Origin of the sequence: Gordonia bronchialis DSM 43247 (genome assembly GCF_000024785.1) — a bacterium.
Taxonomy (GTDB): domain Bacteria; phylum Actinomycetota; class Actinomycetes; order Mycobacteriales; family Mycobacteriaceae; genus Gordonia; species Gordonia bronchialis.
Genome location: NC_013441.1, coordinates 1,525,317 through 1,545,235, shown reverse-complemented (window position 1 = coordinate 1,545,235; position 19,919 = coordinate 1,525,317). Strand labels below are relative to the sequence as shown.

The following is a 19,919-nucleotide window of genomic DNA, read 5'->3' as shown; positions in this document are numbered from 1 at the left end:
GTGCGTCGGGGCGGGTCCCACTGTTCGAATCCGCCCGCGTCGGCTCACTGCGGCTCGGTGGAGGTGATGGTCGGGCCGTCACCGACGATCGCCGGAGCGGTCTCCCGGGCGAACACCCACATGAGCAGAGCCAGTGCGGCGACGACCCCGGTGAGGATGAACGCCGGGCCGAAACCCACACGGTCGGCGACGAATCCGACGATCACCGGCCCGCTGATGGCACCGACATCCGAGGACATGCCGAAGGCGGCGAGCGCCGATCCGCCCTGCCGGCGGTTGCCCAGCACGTCGGCGAGAGCTGCCTGATGCGTCGGCGCGAACAGCCCGGAACCGGCTCCGGCGATCAGCGACAATACCAGCGCCACAATGATGTTCGACGAGAACCCGAGCGCGGCGGTCGCGGCGGCCATGAGAGTCAGTCCGGGCAGCATGACGGGGCGACGGCCGAATCGGTCGGAGAGGCGTCCCGCGGTCAGGATGGCCGCCACGTTGCCCGCCGCGTACACGGCGAGCACCACACCGGCCATCCCGGCACCCTCGCCGAGCCCCTCGGTGATGAACAACGGGACCACCGCGACCCGGACCCCCATCGATGCCCATCCCTGGGTGAAGTTCGAGGCGATGATGGCACGATAGGCGCTGTCGCCGAGAGCATGCCGGAACGAGATCACGCCATGCGCCGGGCCGTCGGCGCTCTCCGGCGCACTCACCTCGCGCAGTTGGGTGGCGACCACGGCGGACGCGATGAGCAGGGCCACGGCGTACACGACGAACGGCATCCGCAGCCCGAACCCCACCAGCGCCGCGCCGATGAGCGGTCCGGTGATGTTGCCGATCAGGAAGCCGGCCGAGAAGAACCCGGATACGCGGCCGCGAATGTCGTTCGGCGACATGCGGATCAGCAGGGCCATCGCCGAGACGGTGAACATCGTCGACCCCACGCCGCCGGCCGCCCGGAACACCAGTAACTGCCAATACGACTGGGCGAACGCACACGCGAACGTGCTCGCCGCCACGATCAGCAGACCGATCAGGTAGATCCGCCGCTCACCGAACAACGTCACCAGCCGTCCGGTGGCCGGGGCGAACAGCAGTCGCATCACCGCGAAGGCCGACACCACCGCTGTGGCCGCGGTGAACGACACGTTGAAACTGCGCGCGAAGCTCGGCAACGCGGGCGCGATGAGTCCGTATCCGAGCGCGATGACCACATTGGCCGACAGCAGCACCCAGATGCCGCGGGGAATCTGCTTCATGTCAGCTCGGGCAGCTCGTCCAGTGCGCGGGCGGTCAGTTCGCGCCCGAGGTCGATCATCTCCGACGCCTTGTGGAAGTCGAGGGTGCGCACGGTGTGCCGCGGCACCCGGATCAGCACGTCCGGCGGGTAGCCGGCCACCTGATAGCGGGTCAGGGCCTCCTGCATGATGTCGAGGGAACGGCTCAGCACCTCGATGCGACCCATCCGTTGCGGACCTTCGGCGGGATCGAGGTCCTCGGCGAGGTCGGCATCGAGGGCACCGGCATCCTCGCCGTCAGCACCGGAAGTGTCGCCGATGGCACCCGAATCGTCGCGCAGTCGTCGCTGGCCCGGCCCCACGTCGAAGCCGAACCGGTCGCGGACCGAACGCACGAACTCGCTGTCGAGGATCGGCGCGACGTTGCGCCGCAGCAAACCCTTGGACCGGGGCTCACGCGACGCACCGTCGTCGGGGCCGCCGTCGGAACCGAGGATCACCCCGATCGTCACATCGCTGGGGACCGCCGACGTCGGCGCGACGGGCAGCGGGTCGAGGATGCCGCCGTCGCCGAGCAGCTGCCCCTGGTATTCGTGGGGGCTGATGACGCCGGGAATCGCGATGGAGGCGCGGATCGCGTCGACGAGACTGCCACGCTGGAACCACACCGCCCGCCCCGCGTTCAGGTCGGTGGCGACTGCCGTGAACGGAATCTCCAGGTCTTCGATCACGGTGTCGCCCAAGATCTCCCGCACCCGCGACAAGACCCGCTCGGCGCCGATCACCCCGCCCGGCTTCGACAGTGAGACGTCGACGAGACGCACCACGTCGAGTTGGCGCAACCCGGCGATCCAATCGACGTAGTCGTCGAGATGACCGGCACAATGCAACCCGCCGACGAGTGCACCCATAGACGATCCGGCGACGCTGACGATCTCGAAATCGCGGGCGACGAGTTCGCAGATCACACCGATGTGTGCGTAGCCGCGAGCGCCACCACTACCCAGGGCGAGGGCAACCCGCGTCGGTCGAGCCATGGATTCAGACTCGCATATTTCCGAGACGGACCACTAGTCGCGCATGAGGCGGCGCGGTCCGGGCCCCAACTGGTTGAGTTCATCACCCGGATTGAGCAGGTGACACTCCCCCAGCGACAGACACCCGCAGCCGACGCAGGATCCGATCATGTCGCGCATGTTCTCCAGTAGTGCGATGCGGTGGTTGATGTCGGCGATCCAGCGTTGAGATGCGGCCTCCCACAAGGCCTTCGGTGGCGACTCGTGGTCGCCGAGTTCGGCGAGGACCTCACCGATGACGGCCAGCGGAATCCCCGCGGACTGCGATGCACGGATGAACGCCACCCGACGCAACATCGCACGGTGATACCGGCGCTGGTTTCCGGAGGTACGGCGGGAGAAGATGAGCCCTTGCTCTTCATAGAATCGGACCGCCGACGGCGCGATCCCGGCCCGCTGCGCAAGCTCTCCCACGGAGAGTTCGAGCTTCTTCAGGGCCATGGCGCCATGGTAGAGCGCCGATGGCGGGGTGATCGAACCCCTGCAGCGGCCGGCCCGCCCACGATTGTCACCGTCGACAATCCGTGATCGACGAACACCCCTGCCCCCGACGGGTTCACGGGCGTTCTCACGGCGTCCGGCAGTCACCGGACGCGGGTATGTGTGGCGCTCAGTTCCGGACGACCATCACCGGGCTGTGCGCCTGGTGCATGACCTTCTGGCTCGTCGAACCGAGCAGCAGGCCACGGAAGCCACCGCGGCCGCGGCTGCCGACGACGATCAGCTGGGCGTCCTCACCGGCCGCGTCGAGCAGCGCCTTCGCGGGCTCTTCCGGCAGCACCTTGCGTTCGACCTTGACGTCGGGATACTCCGACGCATATCCGGCCAGTCGCTCGGCGACGGCCTCCACGGCGTCCTGCGACATCCGCTCGATCTCGTCGGGTTCGATGCCGTAGCCGTGCAGCGCATCCGCGTCCAGTGGCGTCCAGGTGTGCACCGCGATCAGGGTGGCGTTGCGCAACGAAGCCTGCCGGTACGCCTCGGCTACGGCGGCATCGCTGATCGGCGAATCGTCGACGCCCACCACGACCGGACCATCGCCACCGGCACCGGCCACCACGACCACTCGGCCGTGCGCATGCGCGGCGACGGTGGTGCTCACCGAGCCGAGAAACAGACCTTTGATGCTGCCGAGTCCACGGGTGCCGAGCACGATCATCGACGCTTCCTTGCCGAGTTCGAGGAGCACGCGCGCCGCGTCTCCGTCGACGATCGACGTCGCGACCGGAACTCCCGGGGCCACTTCCTTGGCGGTGTCGGCAGCTGCGTGCACAGCGTCCGAGGCGTCCTGACGGATTGCGTCGATGACGTCCTGCGGGATGATCAGCCCGGGGGCGTAATCGCTCGTGCTGGCGTCATAGACGCCTACGAGTTTGAGTTCGGCACCTTCGACGGCAGCCGCGTGCGCCGCCCACTTCACCGCACCGGTCGACGCATCCGATCCGTCCACACCGACAAGAATCGCGTTCATCTGGCGTCCATCTCCTCTATTCGACTTCCGGACACTCTTACCCTCACTCTCCATCCTGCCCGACGCCGGCCGCGACGCAAAGAGGCCAAAGTCCCGCCACTCGGACGAAACGGACAACTGTGTAGGCTGGGCACATCCATGAACAAGCTTGTGATCAGCCATGAATGAGTCCAATGACGACCTGCGCGCGGTGATCGTTCACGTAATCGTCACCGTCGGTTTCGCTCTCGGCCTCGCGGCCGTCGGCGCGGCATCATCGACGCCGCTGAGCACCGTGCTGTTCGTCGCGTCGCCGATCGTGGCGCTTCTCGGTGCGCTCGCCATGCTCTGGCGTACCTACCGGGTCTGGCGCCGCGCGGGCAGATGGCAGTTATGGCAGGGCGGATCATGGTTTCTGCTCGCGTTCTTCGTCGTCATGCTGTTCGGCAGCGCGCCCGCGCTCGTGAACTGATCCCGCTCCCCGAGGTGCGAGCTTGCGAGCCGACCCCCGCTCCCTGAGGTGCGAGCTTGCGAGCCTCGAAGGGACCCGGTCGGTACACTCCAACAATCCGACACGCCGCGCAGACCGGGGAGCAGATCCGACAGTGAACCACGGTGACAGGCCGCCGGGTGGCGACCGGCATCCGCCGATGCGCGCCCGCGTCCAGAAGCCTGCGTCTCCCCCGCCACCCCGGACAACTGCGGCTGTGACCGGCCCGGGATCAACCGCCATGTCACCCGGCACCATCGTCTCGGGCCACCGGATCGAGGCGGTGCTGCGCCACGATGCATCCGGAATCACCTATCGCGCCACTGGACAGCGCGGACCGGTCGATCTGACCGTCTTACCGGCCGACCTGTCCGCCGACCCCGACTTTCGCCGTCGTTTCGGACGTGCTCTCGATATCGCCGTCCGCCTCCGTCACCCCCATCTGGCTGATGTGCTCGGACACGGAAATGACAACGGACGGTTGTGGATTGCGACAACCCGTCTGCCCGGCGACACGGCGGGCCAACTGCTGCGAGCCCGGCCCGACGGGCTCGACGACGCCTCGGCGGTACACATCATCGCCGATGTCGGCGCCGGCCTGGACAGCGCCCACCGCAAGGGCCTGGTCCATCGCAATGTTCGCCCCGACACGATCGTGGTCGCCGAGGCCGACGGCACGCCCCACGCGGTCCTCACCGGATTCGGTCTGTCCCGGACCGCCGACGACGCCCGCTATCATCCGGCCAACGACATCCACTCCTTGGTGTACACCCTGGTGGAATTGCTCACCGGATCGGCACCCGTCCCCGATCAGCCACTGCCCGAACGCATTTCGCCCGCACTCCGGGTGGTTATCGAGCGCGCGCTGGGTGGTGAACGCAATTTGCGCTACCGGACATGCACCGAGTTCACCCGTGCCGCCGAACTCGCCATCACGTTGTCGCGGCCCGGGTCAGAGAGCGCCGGGCAACCATCCGCAGGACGGTCCCCCGGGTCGAGCGGGTCGAATGCCGAGGAGGATGCGCCCGCGACCGAGATTTTCGACGACCCGACCATCCGGGCCCGTCGACTGTTCACCCCACGCGCCAGCCCGGACCGGCCCACCGAGGTCGTCACCGACCGCCGTGCCGCGCTCCAGAAGAACGTCGCCGGACCCGGACCCCAACCACAACCGCACCGCGCCGCCCGGCCAACCGCCACTCCCCGTCGAGGGCGTCTACGTAAGGCGGTCGTCCCGATTCTGGCCGTCCTCGCCGTGGTCGCCGTGGTCGTCGGCGGGCTCGTCTACCTCGGCTCCCGCAACGCGCCGCCCGGCTGGTCGTCGGCGGCGCAGCCCATCGCCGACACGTTCCCCGACCTCCTCCCCAGCCGTCCCGGCGAACAGGGCTGGCGCGACGCCGGATGCAAAGAGACGACGAAGGACTCGGTTGTCGGCATCACCTGCATCAACCCCGACAATCTCACCTTCGTGGTCTGGCACACACGTACCGAGGCGGGTCATGCGGCAGTCGTCGACGACCTGCCGAACCGCCCCGGCATGGCCCGCAGCTGGGACGAGGGACCCGTATTCGCCAGCCCGGACACCGTCTCGCACGGCTGGGTCGTGACCGATTTCAACGACGACAAGCGCCGGCCGTACACGGTGGTCACCACCTGGCCCGGCCACACCGGACGGCAGGTTCTCGACGATTGGTGGCAGAGCGCACCTTTCGGTTCCTGAGCCCCGACGCTCCCTAACGCCGCTCAGCTCCCTGACACTCATCCAACGCCCCCTGAGGTGACCGGAGCGCTGGCGAGCGGAGGAACGAGCGGCCACTGCCCTCCACTTGCTGGTTGAGCCGTGTCCGCGAGGAACGAGCGGCCACGTGTCGAAACCATCCGCAACCCGACAATGTCAGCGCCCCAACACATTCCACAACCCCCACAGCCGACAATCCAGAATTGTCAGACCCGCCTGACATCATGAACACATGTTCGAAGCAGGCCGGAACACCGACGAGGCCACCCTGGCCTGCGCCGGTGAGTCCGAGCTGGCTGCTTCAGCCGCGGCGTTCACCCGCCTGGAACGCCAAGCCATGGCCCGCAAAATCCTTGCCGCCTACCACCTCGGACGCAAAGTGTTCGACCGCCACATCGCCGCCGACTACGACCGCTACCGCAAAAAGATGCCCGACAAAGCCGCCGTCCGCGACGTTGCCTGGCACTTCGACGTCCCCGCCGCCACCGCCGGACGCTGGCTCGCCCTCGGGGAGCTGCTTTCCCACCTCCCCAACGTGCGGGCCGCATTCCTGGCCGGTGACCTCACCGAATCCCGCGCCTCACTGATCGCGCACGCCCTGACCGCGTTGGATGAGAATCAGTACGACGCCGCCGAAGACGCCGCCCTCGGCTACGCCGCCGAAGCCACCACCAACAGCGTGCTCTCCGAACTGCTCGACGAGATGGTCATCGCGCTCGACCCCGACCGCGCCGAACAAGCCCGCCACGCGTATGCCGCCCGCACCCAAGACGTCCGATTCCGCAAAGACCTCTACGGACACGTCAACATCTCAGCCACCCTCGACATCGGCGACGCCCGCACCCTACAAGCCCGGCTCGCCGCGATGATCGAGCACTTCCTGTGCCGCAACGACACCCGCCCACCCGGCCAACAACGCGCCGACGCGCTCGCCGCCTTCATCCACGACCGCACCACCCTCGACTGCCGCTGCGGCGACCCCCACTGCACAGCACCCGCCAACCAACCACCCAACGACGACGAACCCGAACCCGGCACCCCCACCAGCGATGCCAACGGTGACGGCGCCGAGGACGCTCACAGCGACGAGGACATCAGCAACGAGGGCGTCAGCGACGCCGAAGACGCCGACGGCAACGACGGTCACCGTGAGGACAGCGATGGTGACGGTGACGACAGCGACGGATGCGTCGTCGATGCCGATATCGACGCTGACGCAACCACTCTCGACAGCGACGTGGATGCACCACTGCCGGAGGAACCCGACCAGCCCGACGACCCCGAACCCGAACCCCAGCCCTCGACCGAGATCGCGCCGAGGCCGGTACGAGTCGTCGTCGAAGTCGTCACCGACGCCCCCACCCTGGCCGGGCTGACCGGCGACATGGTGCCCTACATCAAAGGCTACGGCGCCATCGATCCCGCCCATGCCCGCGAACTCGCCGCCAACGGCACCTGGCAAGGCATGTACCGCGAAAGCCAACGCTTCGCCCACCACACCGACCCCACCCAACCCGACCAGACCTTCGGCCTGCTGAAACCCGGCCGGACCCGCACAGCCGGAACCATCATCGTGCCCACCCACCTCACCACCACCGACGGCGGCACCGGCAGCATCGTCGTACGCTCACGCCCACCCAACCCCCAACCCATCGACACCACCGGACACGGTGGACTCACCACACCACCACCCGGCGCCCTCGTGTATGCGCCTGCGGAGGTACTGCGGCGCACCATCGCCCACACCGACCACCACTGCCGCGGACCCTACTGCGGCCGACCCGTGGATCAATGCCACCTCGACCACATCGTGCCCTTCAACCACCAAGACCCCCTCGCAGGTGGCTGGACCATCGCCGAGAACCTCCACCCCCTGTGCATCCCCTGCCACGAATTCAAACACCTCGGCATCTGGACACCCACCATGGCCACCGGCCGGACGATCATCTGGCGACACGTCGAATCCGGCCAGATCATCATCACCTACCCGTGATACATAGCGGGGTGGTGCCTGGTCGCCAAAGCTGTTGTCTCACTGACCCTTCGAGGCCCCTCTGCTGGCGCCTCGAGCACCTCAGGGAGCTGGTGGGCCGTGCTATCGACACTGACCCCACGAATTCAGGCTCAGGGAGCGAAAAGGGGCGGTCGCGTCCACTAGAGACGGACCACTAGCCCGCGACGAGCTCCCCGATCTTGTCGGCCACCTCGAGTGCGGTGGCCGGGCGGGTGCCGGCCAGTGCCAGACAGCTGGCGATGAGGGCGCGCTCGTCGCGGTTGAGGTTCTCCGACAATGCCGGTGGCGTCGACAGTGCGGCCCGAATTGCCAACAGCGGCTGGGCATCCGGGATGTCACCGTAGACGCCCTGGCCGGTCAGGGCCACGTGCAGACAAGCACCGAGTGACCAGATGTCGGTGGCGCGTGACGGCACGTCACCGGCCAGCAGCGCAGGATCCATGTACTGCACCGCCCCCGGCTGGGCGAAACTGGTGATCGGTTCGTCGGCGGCGAGGACGCGCGCGAGCCCGAGATCGGAGATGCGACCGCCGCCGTCGGTCACCATGATGCTCGACGGGGTGATGTTGGCATGGGCGATTCCCGCCTCGTGCAACGCATCCACGCCACGGGCGGCGTCGGCGATGGCTGTCAGCTTCTCCGTCCTCGACAACGGTCGCGCAGGCGTTCCCAGCGAACCGAGCGGGAAATACTCCATCGCGTACATGAACTGGCCCTGCAGCACGGCATCGTAGAGCGCCGCGAGATACGGCGAGCGGACCGCGGCAAAGGCACGCAGTTCGCGGACCCCGCGACGGTAGGCGTCGTCGCTGCACGTGCCACTGAACACCTTGACGACCACTCGATCGGTGGTCAACCCCAGACGTGGCGGTGGTACGGCGAGGTAGAAGGTGCCGTTTCCTCCGGTGCCCAGTTTGCCGAGGACGGTAAAATCCGCGAGCTGCTGCGGGATCTCGACGGTGGCCATATCAGTGCCCCTCCGGTGACGAAGCTGTGGTCGATGATGCGGCGCTCGGTGTCGAGTCCGCCGAAGAGCGTGGCAGGAACAATCTGTCGGCTCGGTCGCCAAGAGCCTCTTCGCTGGTGCCGGAGTTGTCGACGACGACCAGCGGGCGGGCCGGAATTCCAACCGCCGGGTCGGTACCCGACGCGGAGACGACCAGCGGGAGACGCTGCCCGAGCGCACCTTTGACGTTCGCGACGATGTCGACCTCGACCCCGCGGTCGCGTACGGCCTGCAGGTCGGCCGCCAGCCGGCGCCGCGACATCGACGTCTCGATCACCAACCGCCGCACGTCAGCGACGGCCAGCGAGGCGGCGACGAGGATCGCGGTCCGGCCGCTGCGGCTGTCATCGACCGAACACACGACCGCGGTGTCCTCGTCGTCGGCGCTCGCCGTCTCGTTGACGAGCGCCACCGGGGCGATGGAAAGTCGTGTGGCGACCTCGATGTCGGCGGCGTCGAGGAATATGAAGTCCGGGTTGGCGTTCTCGGCCATCTGGGTGAGATCGGCGACGGGGTCCGCGCTGAAGCGGCACAACACCGACACCGAGGTGGGGCCGACCAGCGATGAACCCACCGCGTTGAGTTCCTCCACCGCCGACGCCATCGCCGCGAAGTCGGGGATCACCGGTATACCCACCTCGAGCACCGTGCCGGGCGGCGCCGTGGGCAACAGGGCCACCAGCACCACGTCGTGCCCGGCCCCGACGCCCAGCAACCTCCGGTGACGCGCGACGAGTTCCTCGGGCGTCCCATCCAGATTCGGCAGCACGATCATCACCCGGCTCGTGGTACCCACTCCCAGCAGACGCCGCTCGGCCGCCGCAATGTCGTTGGCCACCACCGAATCCGGATACACCAGGCGTAGCAGCGGTTCGGTGAGCACCGTGGTCACCAGTGCCATCACCACCATCATGGAGAACAGTTCGGTGGTGAGGACACCCAGCGTGAGACCGGCGTTCAGGATCACGAGTTCGGTGAGTCCGCGCGTGTTCATCAGCACGGCGATCGCCGCACTCTGGCGTTTGGGAATGGCACTGACCCGCGCCCCGAAGTACGCGCCGACGAACTTGCCCGCGACCGCGACGATCAGCACCAGGCCAAGCTGCCACAATCCGCCGAGGCCGATGCCGGCCAAGTCGACGCTGAACCCGGTGACCACGAAGAACATCGGCAACAGCAACAGCACGCTGACCTGTTCGAGCCGCTCCAAGATCTCGCGATGGAGTTGCTCGGCACCGACTTTGGGCATCATCGCACCGAACAGGAAGGCGCCGAAGATCTGATGGATGCCGATGATGTCGGTCACCGCGGCCGAGAGGAACAAGCCGATCAGAATCACCGCGAGTAGATCCGGGGTCATCCGTCCGGCGGAATCACGCCACGTGATCAGCTTGGCCAGCAGCGGCCGGACGACGAGGAACATGATCGCGGCGTACACCAGCGACAGGCCGACGATCCGGGCCACCTCGAGGGGGCTGCCGCCGGAGATGACCGCGATCACGAAGGCCAGCAGCGTCCACGCCACGATGTCGTCGATGGCCGCGGATGCGAGGCTGAAGACGCCGGGTGGCGTACGCATCATCCCGCGGTCGGTGAGGATTCTGGCCAGCACCGGAAAAGCGGTGATGGACATCGCGATTCCGAGGAACAACGCGAACGCGAGGAACTCGATCGTCTTGCCGTCGACGACGTCGTGCTTGGGATACAGCACCACCGCGAGCGCGGCCCCGAGCGCGAACGGCACCGCGATCGACGACAGCGAGATGGAGGCCGACGCTCGCTCGCGGCCCCGGATCAGCCGCATGTCGAGTTCCAGCCCGACGATGAACATGAAGAGCACGAGACCGATCTGGGCCAGTGCACCGAGCAGCGGCCGCACATCCGAGGGGAACAGCCAGGTGTCGATGCCGCCGGGAATCAGACCGAGCAGGCTGGGCCCCAGTGCGATTCCCGCGGCGATCTCACCGACGACCGCGGGCTGCCGGAACTTGCGTGCGATCGCACCACCGATCCGAGCGGCGGCGATGATGACCCCCACGTCGAGCAGGAGAAAGAAGATCCAGTGCTTGTCCATCGGGATACCCTCAGATCCGGGCGTGCGGTGACTCGAAGATGAAGTGCCGGCCACCGATGCGCACATGCGAACCGGGCGCCAGGACGTGCGGACGTCGGGCGGGCAACCGCGTCTCCCGGTTGCCGCTCAACGGATCCACCACGTAGGTCCCGTTCGCGGACCCGAGGTCGACGAGCTGCACTGTCCACTCCACCAGCCGGATCTCGACGTGCCGTCGGGACAGCTGACCGGTCTCATCCTGCACGCGAATCGGTTTGGGGCCACCGCGGCCGGCGGTACCGGGTTCGCGGCCGATCACCAGATCTTCGTCAAGCAGGTAGGTCGACCCGTTGTCCAGCAGCAGCCAGCCCAGCGGCGGCCGCTCCCCTTCCACGAGGATCGCGGTCAGCTGGTCCATCCGGATGCCGCAGACCCCACACAACCACGACTGCGGATGATTGAGGTGACCACGCGAGCACCGAATCCCATGGACATGGGCCCGGGACTCCTCGATCTTGACGACCTCGGTGGCCGCCTTCTGATGTTCCTGTTTGGGTAGTGGCGCCCGCTTCTCCAGTGGTTCGGCATGCAGCGGATCGTGATGCAGTGGTGGCACCGGCGCCGGGCCGGGGTGCGGGTCCACCGGCGGCGCAGGCGGTTCGGGCGCGTGCGGACCGAGCGGCGCCGACGAGAACGGCTCCCCACCACCGAGAGCGGCCGAACGGAACGGCTGCGCCGCAGGCGGTTCCGGCGCGGGCGGGGTCAGGGATTCGGTCTCCTCGTCATCGGGCATCGGGGCCGGGGGGACGGGCTCCGGCGCCGGCGGTTCGGGTTGCGCGGCAACCGGTTCGACGACGGGCGGGCGGGCGGGCGTTTCCGGCTTCCGGTCCGCGACCGGTGCCGGCGTCGACGAGGTCGCGGGCGGGTCCTCGGCGCGGATCTCCGGGCGCACCCGCGGCGGCGGTGCGCCGATCTCGTGGATCTCGGTGCCGCGCAAGCCCAGTGGCGTGTGCAGCAGCGCGCCGCTGGACGGCACCGCACCGTTGACGAGGTCGAAGAACTCCTCACCGGGCTCGGCGGGTACTGCGTCCGCCAGGTACAGACCGAGCCCCTCGTAGGGCCAGACGACCGCCCGGTCGAAGGGTTCGTCGGCGTCGGGTTCGAGGCGCTCGCCGTCGGTTTCGGCGAACACGGTCCCGGTCATGTAGATGGCGATGCCGGCGCTGTCCGGCGCGGCGAAGGCGATGCTCACCGGTTCGTCGGCGGTGGCGATGAGCTCGGCGAGCTTGCGGACCAGGTGACGGCCACGTCGCGGCATGCGGTCCGGGATGGCGACACTCGCCTCGAGACCCATGACCTCTCGGATCAGCTCGCGGGGCGCGGACCTCTCGATGACGCAGAGGAACGCCGGCCGGCGGATCACGATCCCGTCGCCCGGGATCAGCGTGACCGTGGGGGTCAGACTCGGGGTGTCGGTTGGCGTGCTCAAAAGAACCGGCCTCCTTGGAATCGCCAGTGCGGGAAGATCGCTCGCAGCGGACCGTTCACCGCGACCCACACCAGCAGCCAGGTGGTGATGAACTGGATGCAGAAGACCAACGGGGTCAGTTCGACGTCGTCGGGTAGCACCGGCACGTACTCGAGGAAGAACCAGGCCGCGATGCCCTCGTTGATGGCGGTGAGCAGCCCGAAGAGGGTGGGCCAGTCCTTCTCCCACCGGAACTGCTGCAGAAAGTGGTAGAGGAACTCCCAGGCGACACCGAGCACGATGACCACCGCGAGGACGGTGAACGCCACCTGATAGCTGGTGGCAATCGGCGCGCCGTCGGGCAGGATCGGGGCGAGCACCACCGTCCACAGGCCGCCGAGGATCCCCAGAACCAGCACCCTGGTCTGGATTCGGCCCCACAGGGTTGGCAGCATGAGTCAGTCCACCCCCTTGTTGTTGACCCACCGCCACCACTGCCGGATCGATCGGCCCGGCCAAAGACGTTTGCAGAACCCCTGTGCCGCAAGGTCATCGACGATCTCCAGACCGGCGATCTGCAGACCGAGGAAAGTATCGACCCCCGGGAAGTACCCGCCGAGGGTCGCGCTGCCGGAGGCGTAGATCTTGCCCGCCCCGTTGCGGGTGCCCTTCAGCTCGAAGTTGCGTTCGACGTCCATGCGGCCCACAGGGTTGATCCCGGCGCCGGTGTGGTCGAGGAGGTCGGCGAGCAGACGATGCTCGCGGACGTCGGCTTCGAGTCCGGTGCAGTCGATGACGTAGTCGGCGTAGAGCTCGAAGGTGCCGTCCGGACGGTGCTGCTGTTGGATCGGTGCGTGCGGATCCACTCGCACGGTGGCCAGCACGCCCTGCCCACCCTGGGCCGGAACGAGACTCTCCGCCTTGCCGACGGCGACGCGATACCACCCCTCGGCACGCCCCCGCTTGAGTTGTTCCTGCCAGTCGTCGCGCACCGGGGTGTTGGTGCCGCCCATCAGCTTGTACGCCTGGGCGCGTTCATGGCCCTCGAGTTTGCGCATCCGCGCCTTCAGCTGACCGCCCCACACCGACTTGGGATAGTTGAACCCCTGGTAGGCCCAGCCGTCTTTGCCCTTGCGGCGCATGAAGATATGCGGTCCGTGCGGTTTGTCGATGTAGGTGCGGAAGAGGTGCACGATCTGGGTCTGCAGGCCGTAGCGGTCGCGGTCGTCGATCAGTCGCTGCAGGACGCGGGAGGCCACGATCCCGGCGCCGCGGATCATGACGGTGCCGGGTTTGCGTTGCAGCGCCTGATAGATGTGCTCATGCGGCTCGTAGGCGTTGACCACCTTGCTGGCGTCGCGGTACTTCTCGCGGAAGGCCTGCAGGTCGGGTAGCAGCTTGATGCCCGGATAACCGATGGCCACGTGCACCCATTGGCTGCGGAACGCGACCCGCTTGGTCGGCGAGGTTCCCTGCGGCGGAGTGAGAATCGTGAAGTAGCCACCACCGGCCCGTCGTCGGATCATCCGAACCTGCCCGCGATGCAGGCAGTTCAGGTAACCGATCCGGTGGCACTCCTTCTCCATCGACTCGAAGGCGTGCCCGGCGCGTGGCGTGTAGAAATTGGCGAAGATGGGTTCCACCAGGACATTCCACAACGGGCCGATCTTCTTGTCCTGCCACGCCTCACGAACCGCGTAGGACGGGAACCCCCAGATGTTGTCCGGCGTCGACGCCGAATCCGACCGCAGCCGCTCGGTCCGCGGGATCTGCGACACCCGCGTCAGGTACTCGTAGCTGTGCCACGGCACGTCCTGCGGCCCGAGGACGGCGATGCGGTCCGTCGGCACCCCGCAGATGCGCAGATAGTCGACGGTGACGAAAGACCCGATACCCGACCCGACCGTCACGAACGGCACGTCGACGACGGGGATGCCGGCCTGCTCGACCATCTGATCGGTCCACACGTCGGTGTCGACGAGTTCGGGGGTGAGATCACCGCCCTGGACCGACCCGCCGGCACCCCGCGGTGGCGGTCCCGGTTGTCCGGGTGGCGGTCCCGGCGGGACCGGCGGGACCGGCGGGACCGGCGGCCCGGGCCGGCCCGGTGGCGGACCCGGTCGTCCCGGGAATCGCTGGGGTGGACTGCCCGGCCCGCCAGGACCGCGAGGACCGCCGGGCACCGGGGCAATCCGTGTGGGGCGCTGTGGACTCACCACGAGCTTGTCCCAGGTCGCGTGGTGCCCAACGGGTCTGACACCGACGGGCGTATGGCACCGAAAGGACGGACAGGGCCGGACATCGGTCCTCCAGGTGAGCGGCGGATATGCAGTGCGCCAACTCTAACCCGTCCTGATCGCCGCGGCGATCACAACCAACCATTCAGACGACGCCCACCACGAAGCGTCAGGCCAGGTCAGCGTACTTCCTGCGGAAGCGCTCCACCCGGCCCTCGCTGTCGAGCACCCTTGCCTTGCCGGTCCAGAACGGATGCGACGACGCGGAGGTCTCCACGGTGATCAGTGGATAGCTGCGCCCGTCGGACCACTGGACCGTCGTCGACGACGTGGCGGTCGACCTGGTGAGGAACTGATCGCCGGTGATGGCATCGCGGAACACCACGGGGTGATAGTCGGGGTGGATGTCAGATCTCATCGGGGGTCCTCTCGGGTTGCGGCCGCCTCATGGGAGTCGGCGCGTTCGGTATCGGGGTCACACGGGTCCTCGTGGAACACCCCGAAAGGATCGGGGTAGCCGGCCCAGCCGGTGGGACCGTCGGCCATCTCGGCATCGTCGAGGCAGGCTCGACGCAGCACCTCCGCGACGTTCGCCGGGTCGGCGCGGTGGACGAGCACGACGATCGAGGTGTGTCGGTCACCGTGCACGTCGTCCCAGCGCAGCGCCGCCATCGCGCGGCGTTCGGTGTCGACCTCGTCGAGTTCGGCGACCGGCGTGGCAGCCAGCCAGCGTCCGGCGATGCTCACTCGAAGTGCGCCACCCGCGGATTCGAGCCAGAACATCTCCTCGCCGCGGGTCGCGAGCCAGACGCGCCCGCGTGCGCACACCACGCCGTCGAGAAGCACGTCGAGCGCGTCGTGCAGCCGCTCGGGATGGAACGGGCGGTCCGCGGTGAACTCGACGATCTGCACGCCGCATTCGGGCGTCAGCGGCGGTTCGCCGCGCAGCAACGAGCCGTGCGGATCGTCGACCCGACCACGGCGGGCGCCCGGTCCGATCGCCGCCAGCAGCCTGGCGGCGTGCAGTGCGGTCACCGGGCGCTGCGGGAGTTCCATGACGATCGGTGCTCCCGGCGCCAGGCGCGTGAGCACGGCCATGAGGCGCGCGGATTCCCAGTTGTCGCGCAGGGCCGGGTCGGCCGCGGCCACCACCAGGGCATCCGCGAAGGCGACCTGCCCCACCGCAACCTGTGCCAGGGTTCGGTCGTCGTCGACCTCGCTGTCGTCGATCATCTCCGATTCCGGTACGGACGTCCCATGATCGGGCTTGTCGAGCTCACCGGACTCGGCCAGGGTCACGTCACCGGTGGCCGCCTCGAGCCAGTCCATCTCGGCCACACACGTGACCGTCGCCGAGATCGCGACGTCGAGACCGGCCGGGCCGTCGAGGTAGCCGGGCATGTCGGCGACGATGACGTGCTCGATCGCCCAGGCGAGTGCCTCCGGTTCCAACGAGCAGTCCAGCGCGATCACGATCTGCTCGACGCCACGCCGGCGGTGGAGTCGGCGCAACAGCGGCAACAGGTCCAATCGCAGAGTGCACGAGGCGCATCCGTGTTCGAGCCGGATAAGCTCGTCGGTCCGGAGCTCGTTGCCGTCGGGGTCCACCGACACCACCGTGCGTGTGACGGCACCCGAGCGGACCGATCGCAGATCGTGGTGGATCAAGGTGGTTCCCGCCACCACGAACGACTCCCCGACCCGGATGACGGCATCGCGATCGAGTCCGGCGACGAGGATCACCGGCGTCCTGTTATTGGTAACAATTTCCATTTGCACGGGCATCAGGCTACCGTGATCCCCACGCAAACGCCAACCATTGTCAATAAGCACTCGACCTCGAGGAGAAACCGTGTCCGCACGCTGTCAGGTCACCGGCGCCACGCCCGGATTCGGCAACCGGGTCTCGCACTCACACCGCAAGACGAGACGCCGCTGGAACCCGAATATTCAGCGTCGCCGCTTCTACATTCCGGCCGAGGACCGCCACATCACGCTGAACGTCAGCGCCAAGGGACTCAAGACGATCGATCGCCACGGAATCGAGTCCGTACTCGCGACGATCCGCGCCCGCGGAGAGAAGATCTGATGGCGCGCAACGAGATCCGCCCGATCGTCAAACTCCGTTCGACTGCCGGGACCGGGTACACCTACGTCACCCGCAAGAACCGGCGCAACGACCCCGACCGCATGACCCTGCGCAAGTACGACCCCATCATCCGCCGCCACGTCGACTTCCGGGAGGAACGCTGATGGCCAAGAAGTCCAAGGTGATTCGTGATCGACAGCGACGCGTGGTCGTCGCCCGCTACGCCGATCGCCGGGCCGCCCTCAAACGCACGATCGCCGATCTCACCGCGCCCGTCGAGCAGCGACGCCGCGCGCAACGTGAACTGCAGGCCCTGCCCCGCGATGCCAGCCCCACGCGGTTGCGCAATCGAGACGCTGTGGACGGCCGTCCGCGCGGATACATCGGCAAGGCAGGGGTCTCCCGCATCCGGTTCCGCGAACTCGCGCATCGCGGCGAATTGCCCGGAATCCACAAATCCAGTTGGTGACAACCGATCTCGAGAGCGAAGGAACACTCATGCGCAAACCGAACCGCCGGGTGGCCGCACCCACCCGTAAGCACCGCAACCAACTCGCTGCCCAGGGCGTACGCGTCGACGGCCGAAGCCCGGTGGACTACAAGGACATCGCGCTGCTGCGCACTTTTCTGTCCGACCGCGGCAAGATCCGCAGCCGCAGCGTCACCGGTCTGACCCCGCAACAGCAACGACAGGTCGCCACCGCCATCCGCAACGCACGCGAGATGGCGCTGCTCCCCTACGGAAGCCGTTGACAACACCTCAGTCCTCGGTCCGCATGTCGAGGCTGATCTCCTCGGCGTCGAGCTGTTTGAGTTCCCGGGTCAGCAGCGCCGAGGAGTAGGTGCCCTGCTTGCGCAGGATGAGGAGCGTTCTGCGTTGCGCATCGATGATCGCCCGGCGCGTCTGCTCGAAACCGGCGCGGTAGTCCATCGCCGATGCCGAGACCTGCTCATCGTCGTCGGACTCCCGTTCGAGCTGCTCGATGCGTTCACGCAGCCACGGAAACCGTTTCACCGCATCGGATTCGGTCATGACGCGCTGAGCGGTCCGGGCCATCTCGGTGCGCAGCCGGTCGCGCTCGGCGGCGGTCTCCTCGGTCGTGTCCGCCAGCCGCAGGGTGCGGATGAGCCACGGCAGGGTGCCACCCTGCAGCAACAGGGACGACGCCGCCACCACGAAGGCGATCAGGACCAGCAACGAGCGGGAGTGGGTGTCCGGCGGCAGGGTCTGCGCGGCGGCGAGGGTGACCACGCCCCGCATTCCCGCCCACACCACCAGCGTCCCCTCCTTGGGCCCCAGCGGCGCCGAGAGGTAATAGTCGATGTCGGCCATCTGGCATCGACGGCCGGCAGTCTCGCTTCCGTAGCGAGCCCACCTACACCGCGGCCTGACCCGAGCGCCCCGATCCCCTTCCCGCCGAACAAGATTGCCCCATGCCACACGTCGTAACGCAGGCGTGCTGCGGTGACGCCTCGTGCGTCTACGCATGCCCAGTCAACTGCATCCATCCCACGCCCGAAGAGCCCGATTTCGGTATCGCCGAGATGCTCTACATCGATCCGTCGACGTGCGTCGACTGCGGTGCCTGCGTCAGCGCGTGCCCGGTCGGCGCCATCGTGCCCGGCCACCGCATCCCGGCCGGCCAGGAACGCTTCACCGACATCAACGCCGCGCAGTACGGGCCCGACGCCACCGACGTGTTCTCGGCAGCGCGTTTTCCCGTCGACCCGGCTCATCGTCTGCCGCTGGCACCGATCGATCAGCCGCGCCGGCTCGCCGTCGACGGCGGCATGTCGGTGGGGATCGTCGGGTCGGGGCCGTCGGCCATGTACGCCGCCGACGAGTTGCTGCGGCATCCCCAGGTGTCGGTCACGATGTACGAGCGTCTCGACCGGCCGTTCGGTCTCGCGCGCTTCGGCGTCGCCCCCGATCACCTCGCCACCCGTACGGTGATGCGGTTGTTCGACGACATCGCCCGGCAACCCGCGTCTGGAGATCCGACTCAGCACCCATGTCGGCCGCGACGTCACCCTCGCGCAGTTGCGCGAACGGCATCACGGCGTCATCTGGGCCGGCGGCGCACCCACCGACAAGCCGCTGGACATCCCCGGCATCGACCGGCCCGGCGTCACCAGCGCAACCTCGTTCGTCGGCTGGTACAACGATCATCCCGATTTCGCCGACCTCGACGTCACATTGACGTCACCGCGGGTGCTGGTCATCGGGAACGGCAACGTGGCACTCGATGTCGCCCGCATCCTGGTGAGCGACCCAGAAGCCCTGGCCACCACCACCATCTCGCGTCGCGCGCTGGCCGTGCTGCGGGCCTCGAAGGTGCGTGAGGTGGTCGTCGCCGGCCGTCGTGGACCGCAGCACGCCGCGTTCACCCTGCCCGAACTCGTCGGACTCGTCGATTCGGGCACGCCGGTGATCGTCGACCCCGCCGATCTCGACGATCTGCCCACGCCGACCGATCCGACGACGCGGGCCAAACTCGAACTGCTCCGGGAGGTCGCCGGACGACCCGTCCCCGACACCCCGTACATCCGGCTCGCGTTCTACACCGCACCACTGGAGGTAGTCGGCGACGACGCCGGTGCCACCGGGGTGCGGGTCGGCCGAAACCGCCTCACCGCCGACGGCGTCGTCGAACCGTCCGGCGAGACGAGTGTCGTCGACGCCGGTCTGGTGCTGACCTCCGTGGGTTATCGGGGTGTCGCGGTGCCCGGACTGCCGTTCGACGAAGCAACCGGCACCATTCCGCACCGGGCGGGACGCGTGATCGACCCGTCGGCCCCCGGCACCGACGACGCCGCCGCGCAACTGCCCGGCGTGTACGTGACCGGCTGGATCAAACGGGGGCCGTCGGGCTTCATCGGGACCAACAAGACCGACTCGGCCGAGACCGTCGGCTCGCTGCTGGCCGATCTCGAGGCCGGAGTGTTGGGCGAACCGCACCGGACACGTCGGAAACTGCTGGCCCGACGCTGAATTCGCCGAGGTCCAACCAGTGTCCCGTGATGCAAGCCTGGTGTCCGGTGTGGGACACTAGGGTGGACGGC

Annotated in this window: 19 protein-coding genes and 1 pseudogene; 8 read left to right on the top strand and 12 right to left on the bottom strand. The window is 67.9% G+C overall.

The annotated features are described in order from the left end of the window. Nucleotides 1-44: 44 nt before the first annotated feature. The 4 genes from GBRO_RS07255 to GBRO_RS07240 all read right to left on the bottom strand — a co-directional run bounded on the left by GBRO_RS07255 (nucleotide 45) and on the right by GBRO_RS07240 (nucleotide 3,782). Nucleotides 45-1,256 carry an MFS transporter gene (locus GBRO_RS07255; RefSeq protein WP_012833328.1) on the bottom strand — a complete coding sequence of 404 codons (1,212 nt, stop codon included), beginning with the start codon at nucleotides 1,254-1,256 and terminating at the stop codon, nucleotides 45-47. Beyond that, a complete protein-coding gene (locus tag GBRO_RS07250; protein WP_012833327.1) occupies nucleotides 1,253-2,272 on the bottom strand; it encodes a patatin-like phospholipase family protein in 1,020 nt (339 codons plus the stop codon). Before GBRO_RS07250 ends, GBRO_RS07255 begins: the two co-directional genes overlap by 4 nt. 33 nt (nucleotides 2,273-2,305) lie before the next feature. Beyond that, a complete protein-coding gene (gene soxR / locus GBRO_RS07245) occupies nucleotides 2,306-2,752 on the bottom strand; it encodes a redox-sensitive transcriptional activator SoxR (protein WP_012833326.1) in 447 nt (148 codons plus the stop codon). A gap of 169 nt (nucleotides 2,753-2,921) precedes the next feature. Further along, nucleotides 2,922-3,782, bottom strand: a complete 861-nt coding sequence (locus tag GBRO_RS07240) for a universal stress protein (RefSeq protein ID WP_012833325.1) — start codon at nucleotides 3,780-3,782, stop codon at nucleotides 2,922-2,924. Nucleotides 3,783-3,942: 160 nt separating this feature from the next. On the opposite strand from GBRO_RS07240, the gene GBRO_RS07235 reads away from it, so the two are divergent. The 3 genes from GBRO_RS07235 (at nucleotide 3,943) to GBRO_RS07225 (ending at nucleotide 7,982) form a co-directional block, all read left to right on the top strand. Beyond that, nucleotides 3,943-4,233, top strand: a complete 291-nt coding sequence (locus GBRO_RS07235) for a hypothetical protein (protein ID WP_012833324.1) — start codon at nucleotides 3,943-3,945, stop codon at nucleotides 4,231-4,233. 259 nt (nucleotides 4,234-4,492) lie between these two features. Next, entirely contained in the window at nucleotides 4,493-5,971 is a 1,479-nt protein-coding gene (locus GBRO_RS07230) for a serine/threonine protein kinase (RefSeq protein WP_012833323.1), read from the top strand. A 250-nt stretch (nucleotides 5,972-6,221) separates the two neighbouring features. After that, nucleotides 6,222-7,982, top strand: a complete 1,761-nt coding sequence (locus GBRO_RS07225) for an HNH endonuclease (RefSeq protein ID WP_012833322.1) — start codon at nucleotides 6,222-6,224, stop codon at nucleotides 7,980-7,982. A 175-nt stretch (nucleotides 7,983-8,157) separates the two neighbouring features. On the opposite strand, the gene GBRO_RS07220 is transcribed toward GBRO_RS07225, so the two are convergent. The 7 genes from GBRO_RS07220 to mrf form a co-directional block, all read right to left on the bottom strand. Next, entirely contained in the window at nucleotides 8,158-8,970 is an 813-nt protein-coding gene (locus GBRO_RS07220) for a protein kinase domain-containing protein (protein WP_012833321.1), read from the bottom strand. Nucleotide 8,971: 1 nt separating this feature from the next. Further along, nucleotides 8,972-11,083: a cation:proton antiporter gene (locus GBRO_RS07215; RefSeq protein ID WP_012833320.1), complete on the bottom strand. Its 2,112-nt coding sequence runs from the start codon at nucleotides 11,081-11,083 to the stop codon at nucleotides 8,972-8,974. A 10-nt stretch (nucleotides 11,084-11,093) separates the two neighbouring features. Then, nucleotides 11,094-12,551 carry an FHA domain-containing protein gene (locus GBRO_RS07210; protein ID WP_012833319.1) on the bottom strand — a complete coding sequence of 486 codons (1,458 nt, stop codon included), beginning with the start codon at nucleotides 12,549-12,551 and terminating at the stop codon, nucleotides 11,094-11,096. After that, nucleotides 12,548-12,985 carry a hypothetical protein gene (locus tag GBRO_RS07205; protein WP_012833318.1) on the bottom strand — a complete coding sequence of 146 codons (438 nt, stop codon included), beginning with the start codon at nucleotides 12,983-12,985 and terminating at the stop codon, nucleotides 12,548-12,550. The genes GBRO_RS07210 and GBRO_RS07205 overlap by 4 nt, the downstream gene beginning before the upstream one ends. 3 nt (nucleotides 12,986-12,988) lie before the next feature. Then, entirely contained in the window at nucleotides 12,989-14,713 is a 1,725-nt protein-coding gene (locus GBRO_RS07200; RefSeq protein ID WP_012833317.1) for an FAD/NAD(P)-binding protein, read from the bottom strand. Nucleotides 14,714-14,936: 223 nt separating this feature from the next. After that, entirely contained in the window at nucleotides 14,937-15,185 is a 249-nt protein-coding gene (locus GBRO_RS07195) for a type B 50S ribosomal protein L31 (protein ID WP_012833316.1), read from the bottom strand. Then, the gene (gene mrf, locus GBRO_RS07190; protein WP_052298234.1) at nucleotides 15,182-16,552 is read right to left on the bottom strand and encodes a ribosome hibernation factor-recruiting GTPase MRF; all 1,371 of its coding nucleotides are present in this window, start codon (nucleotides 16,550-16,552) and stop codon (nucleotides 15,182-15,184) included. Before mrf ends, GBRO_RS07195 begins: the two co-directional genes overlap by 4 nt. 67 nt (nucleotides 16,553-16,619) lie before the next feature. Here mrf and rpmB point away from each other — a divergent pair, with 67 nt between their 5' ends. Genes rpmB through rpsR form a run of 4 tightly spaced genes read left to right on the top strand, consistent with a single transcriptional unit; the run spans nucleotide 16,620 to nucleotide 17,609 of the window. Beyond that, nucleotides 16,620-16,856, top strand: coding sequence for a 50S ribosomal protein L28 (gene rpmB, locus GBRO_RS07185; RefSeq protein WP_012833314.1), 237 nt, complete (start codon nucleotides 16,620-16,622; stop codon nucleotides 16,854-16,856). Continuing rightward, complete coding sequence (rpmG, locus tag GBRO_RS07180) at nucleotides 16,856-17,020, top strand: 50S ribosomal protein L33 (RefSeq protein WP_012833313.1); 165 nt, start codon at nucleotides 16,856-16,858, stop codon at nucleotides 17,018-17,020. The genes rpmB and rpmG overlap by 1 nt, the downstream gene beginning before the upstream one ends. Then, nucleotides 17,020-17,325, top strand: a complete 306-nt coding sequence (gene rpsN, locus GBRO_RS07175) for a 30S ribosomal protein S14 (RefSeq protein WP_012833312.1) — start codon at nucleotides 17,020-17,022, stop codon at nucleotides 17,323-17,325. Before rpmG ends, rpsN begins: the two co-directional genes overlap by 1 nt. Nucleotides 17,326-17,354: 29 nt before the next feature. Then, the gene (rpsR, locus tag GBRO_RS07170) at nucleotides 17,355-17,609 is read left to right on the top strand and encodes a 30S ribosomal protein S18 (RefSeq protein WP_012833311.1); all 255 of its coding nucleotides are present in this window, start codon (nucleotides 17,355-17,357) and stop codon (nucleotides 17,607-17,609) included. 7 nt (nucleotides 17,610-17,616) lie between these two features. Here rpsR and GBRO_RS07165 read toward each other — a convergent pair whose 3' ends face one another. Beyond that, a complete protein-coding gene (locus tag GBRO_RS07165) occupies nucleotides 17,617-18,189 on the bottom strand; it encodes a cation:proton antiporter (protein WP_041919782.1) in 573 nt (190 codons plus the stop codon). Between the two features lie 101 nt (nucleotides 18,190-18,290). Here GBRO_RS07165 and GBRO_RS07160 point away from each other — a divergent pair. Further along, nucleotides 18,291-19,848, top strand: a pseudogene (locus GBRO_RS07160) (4Fe-4S binding protein). Nucleotides 19,849-19,919: the final 71 nt, after the last annotated feature.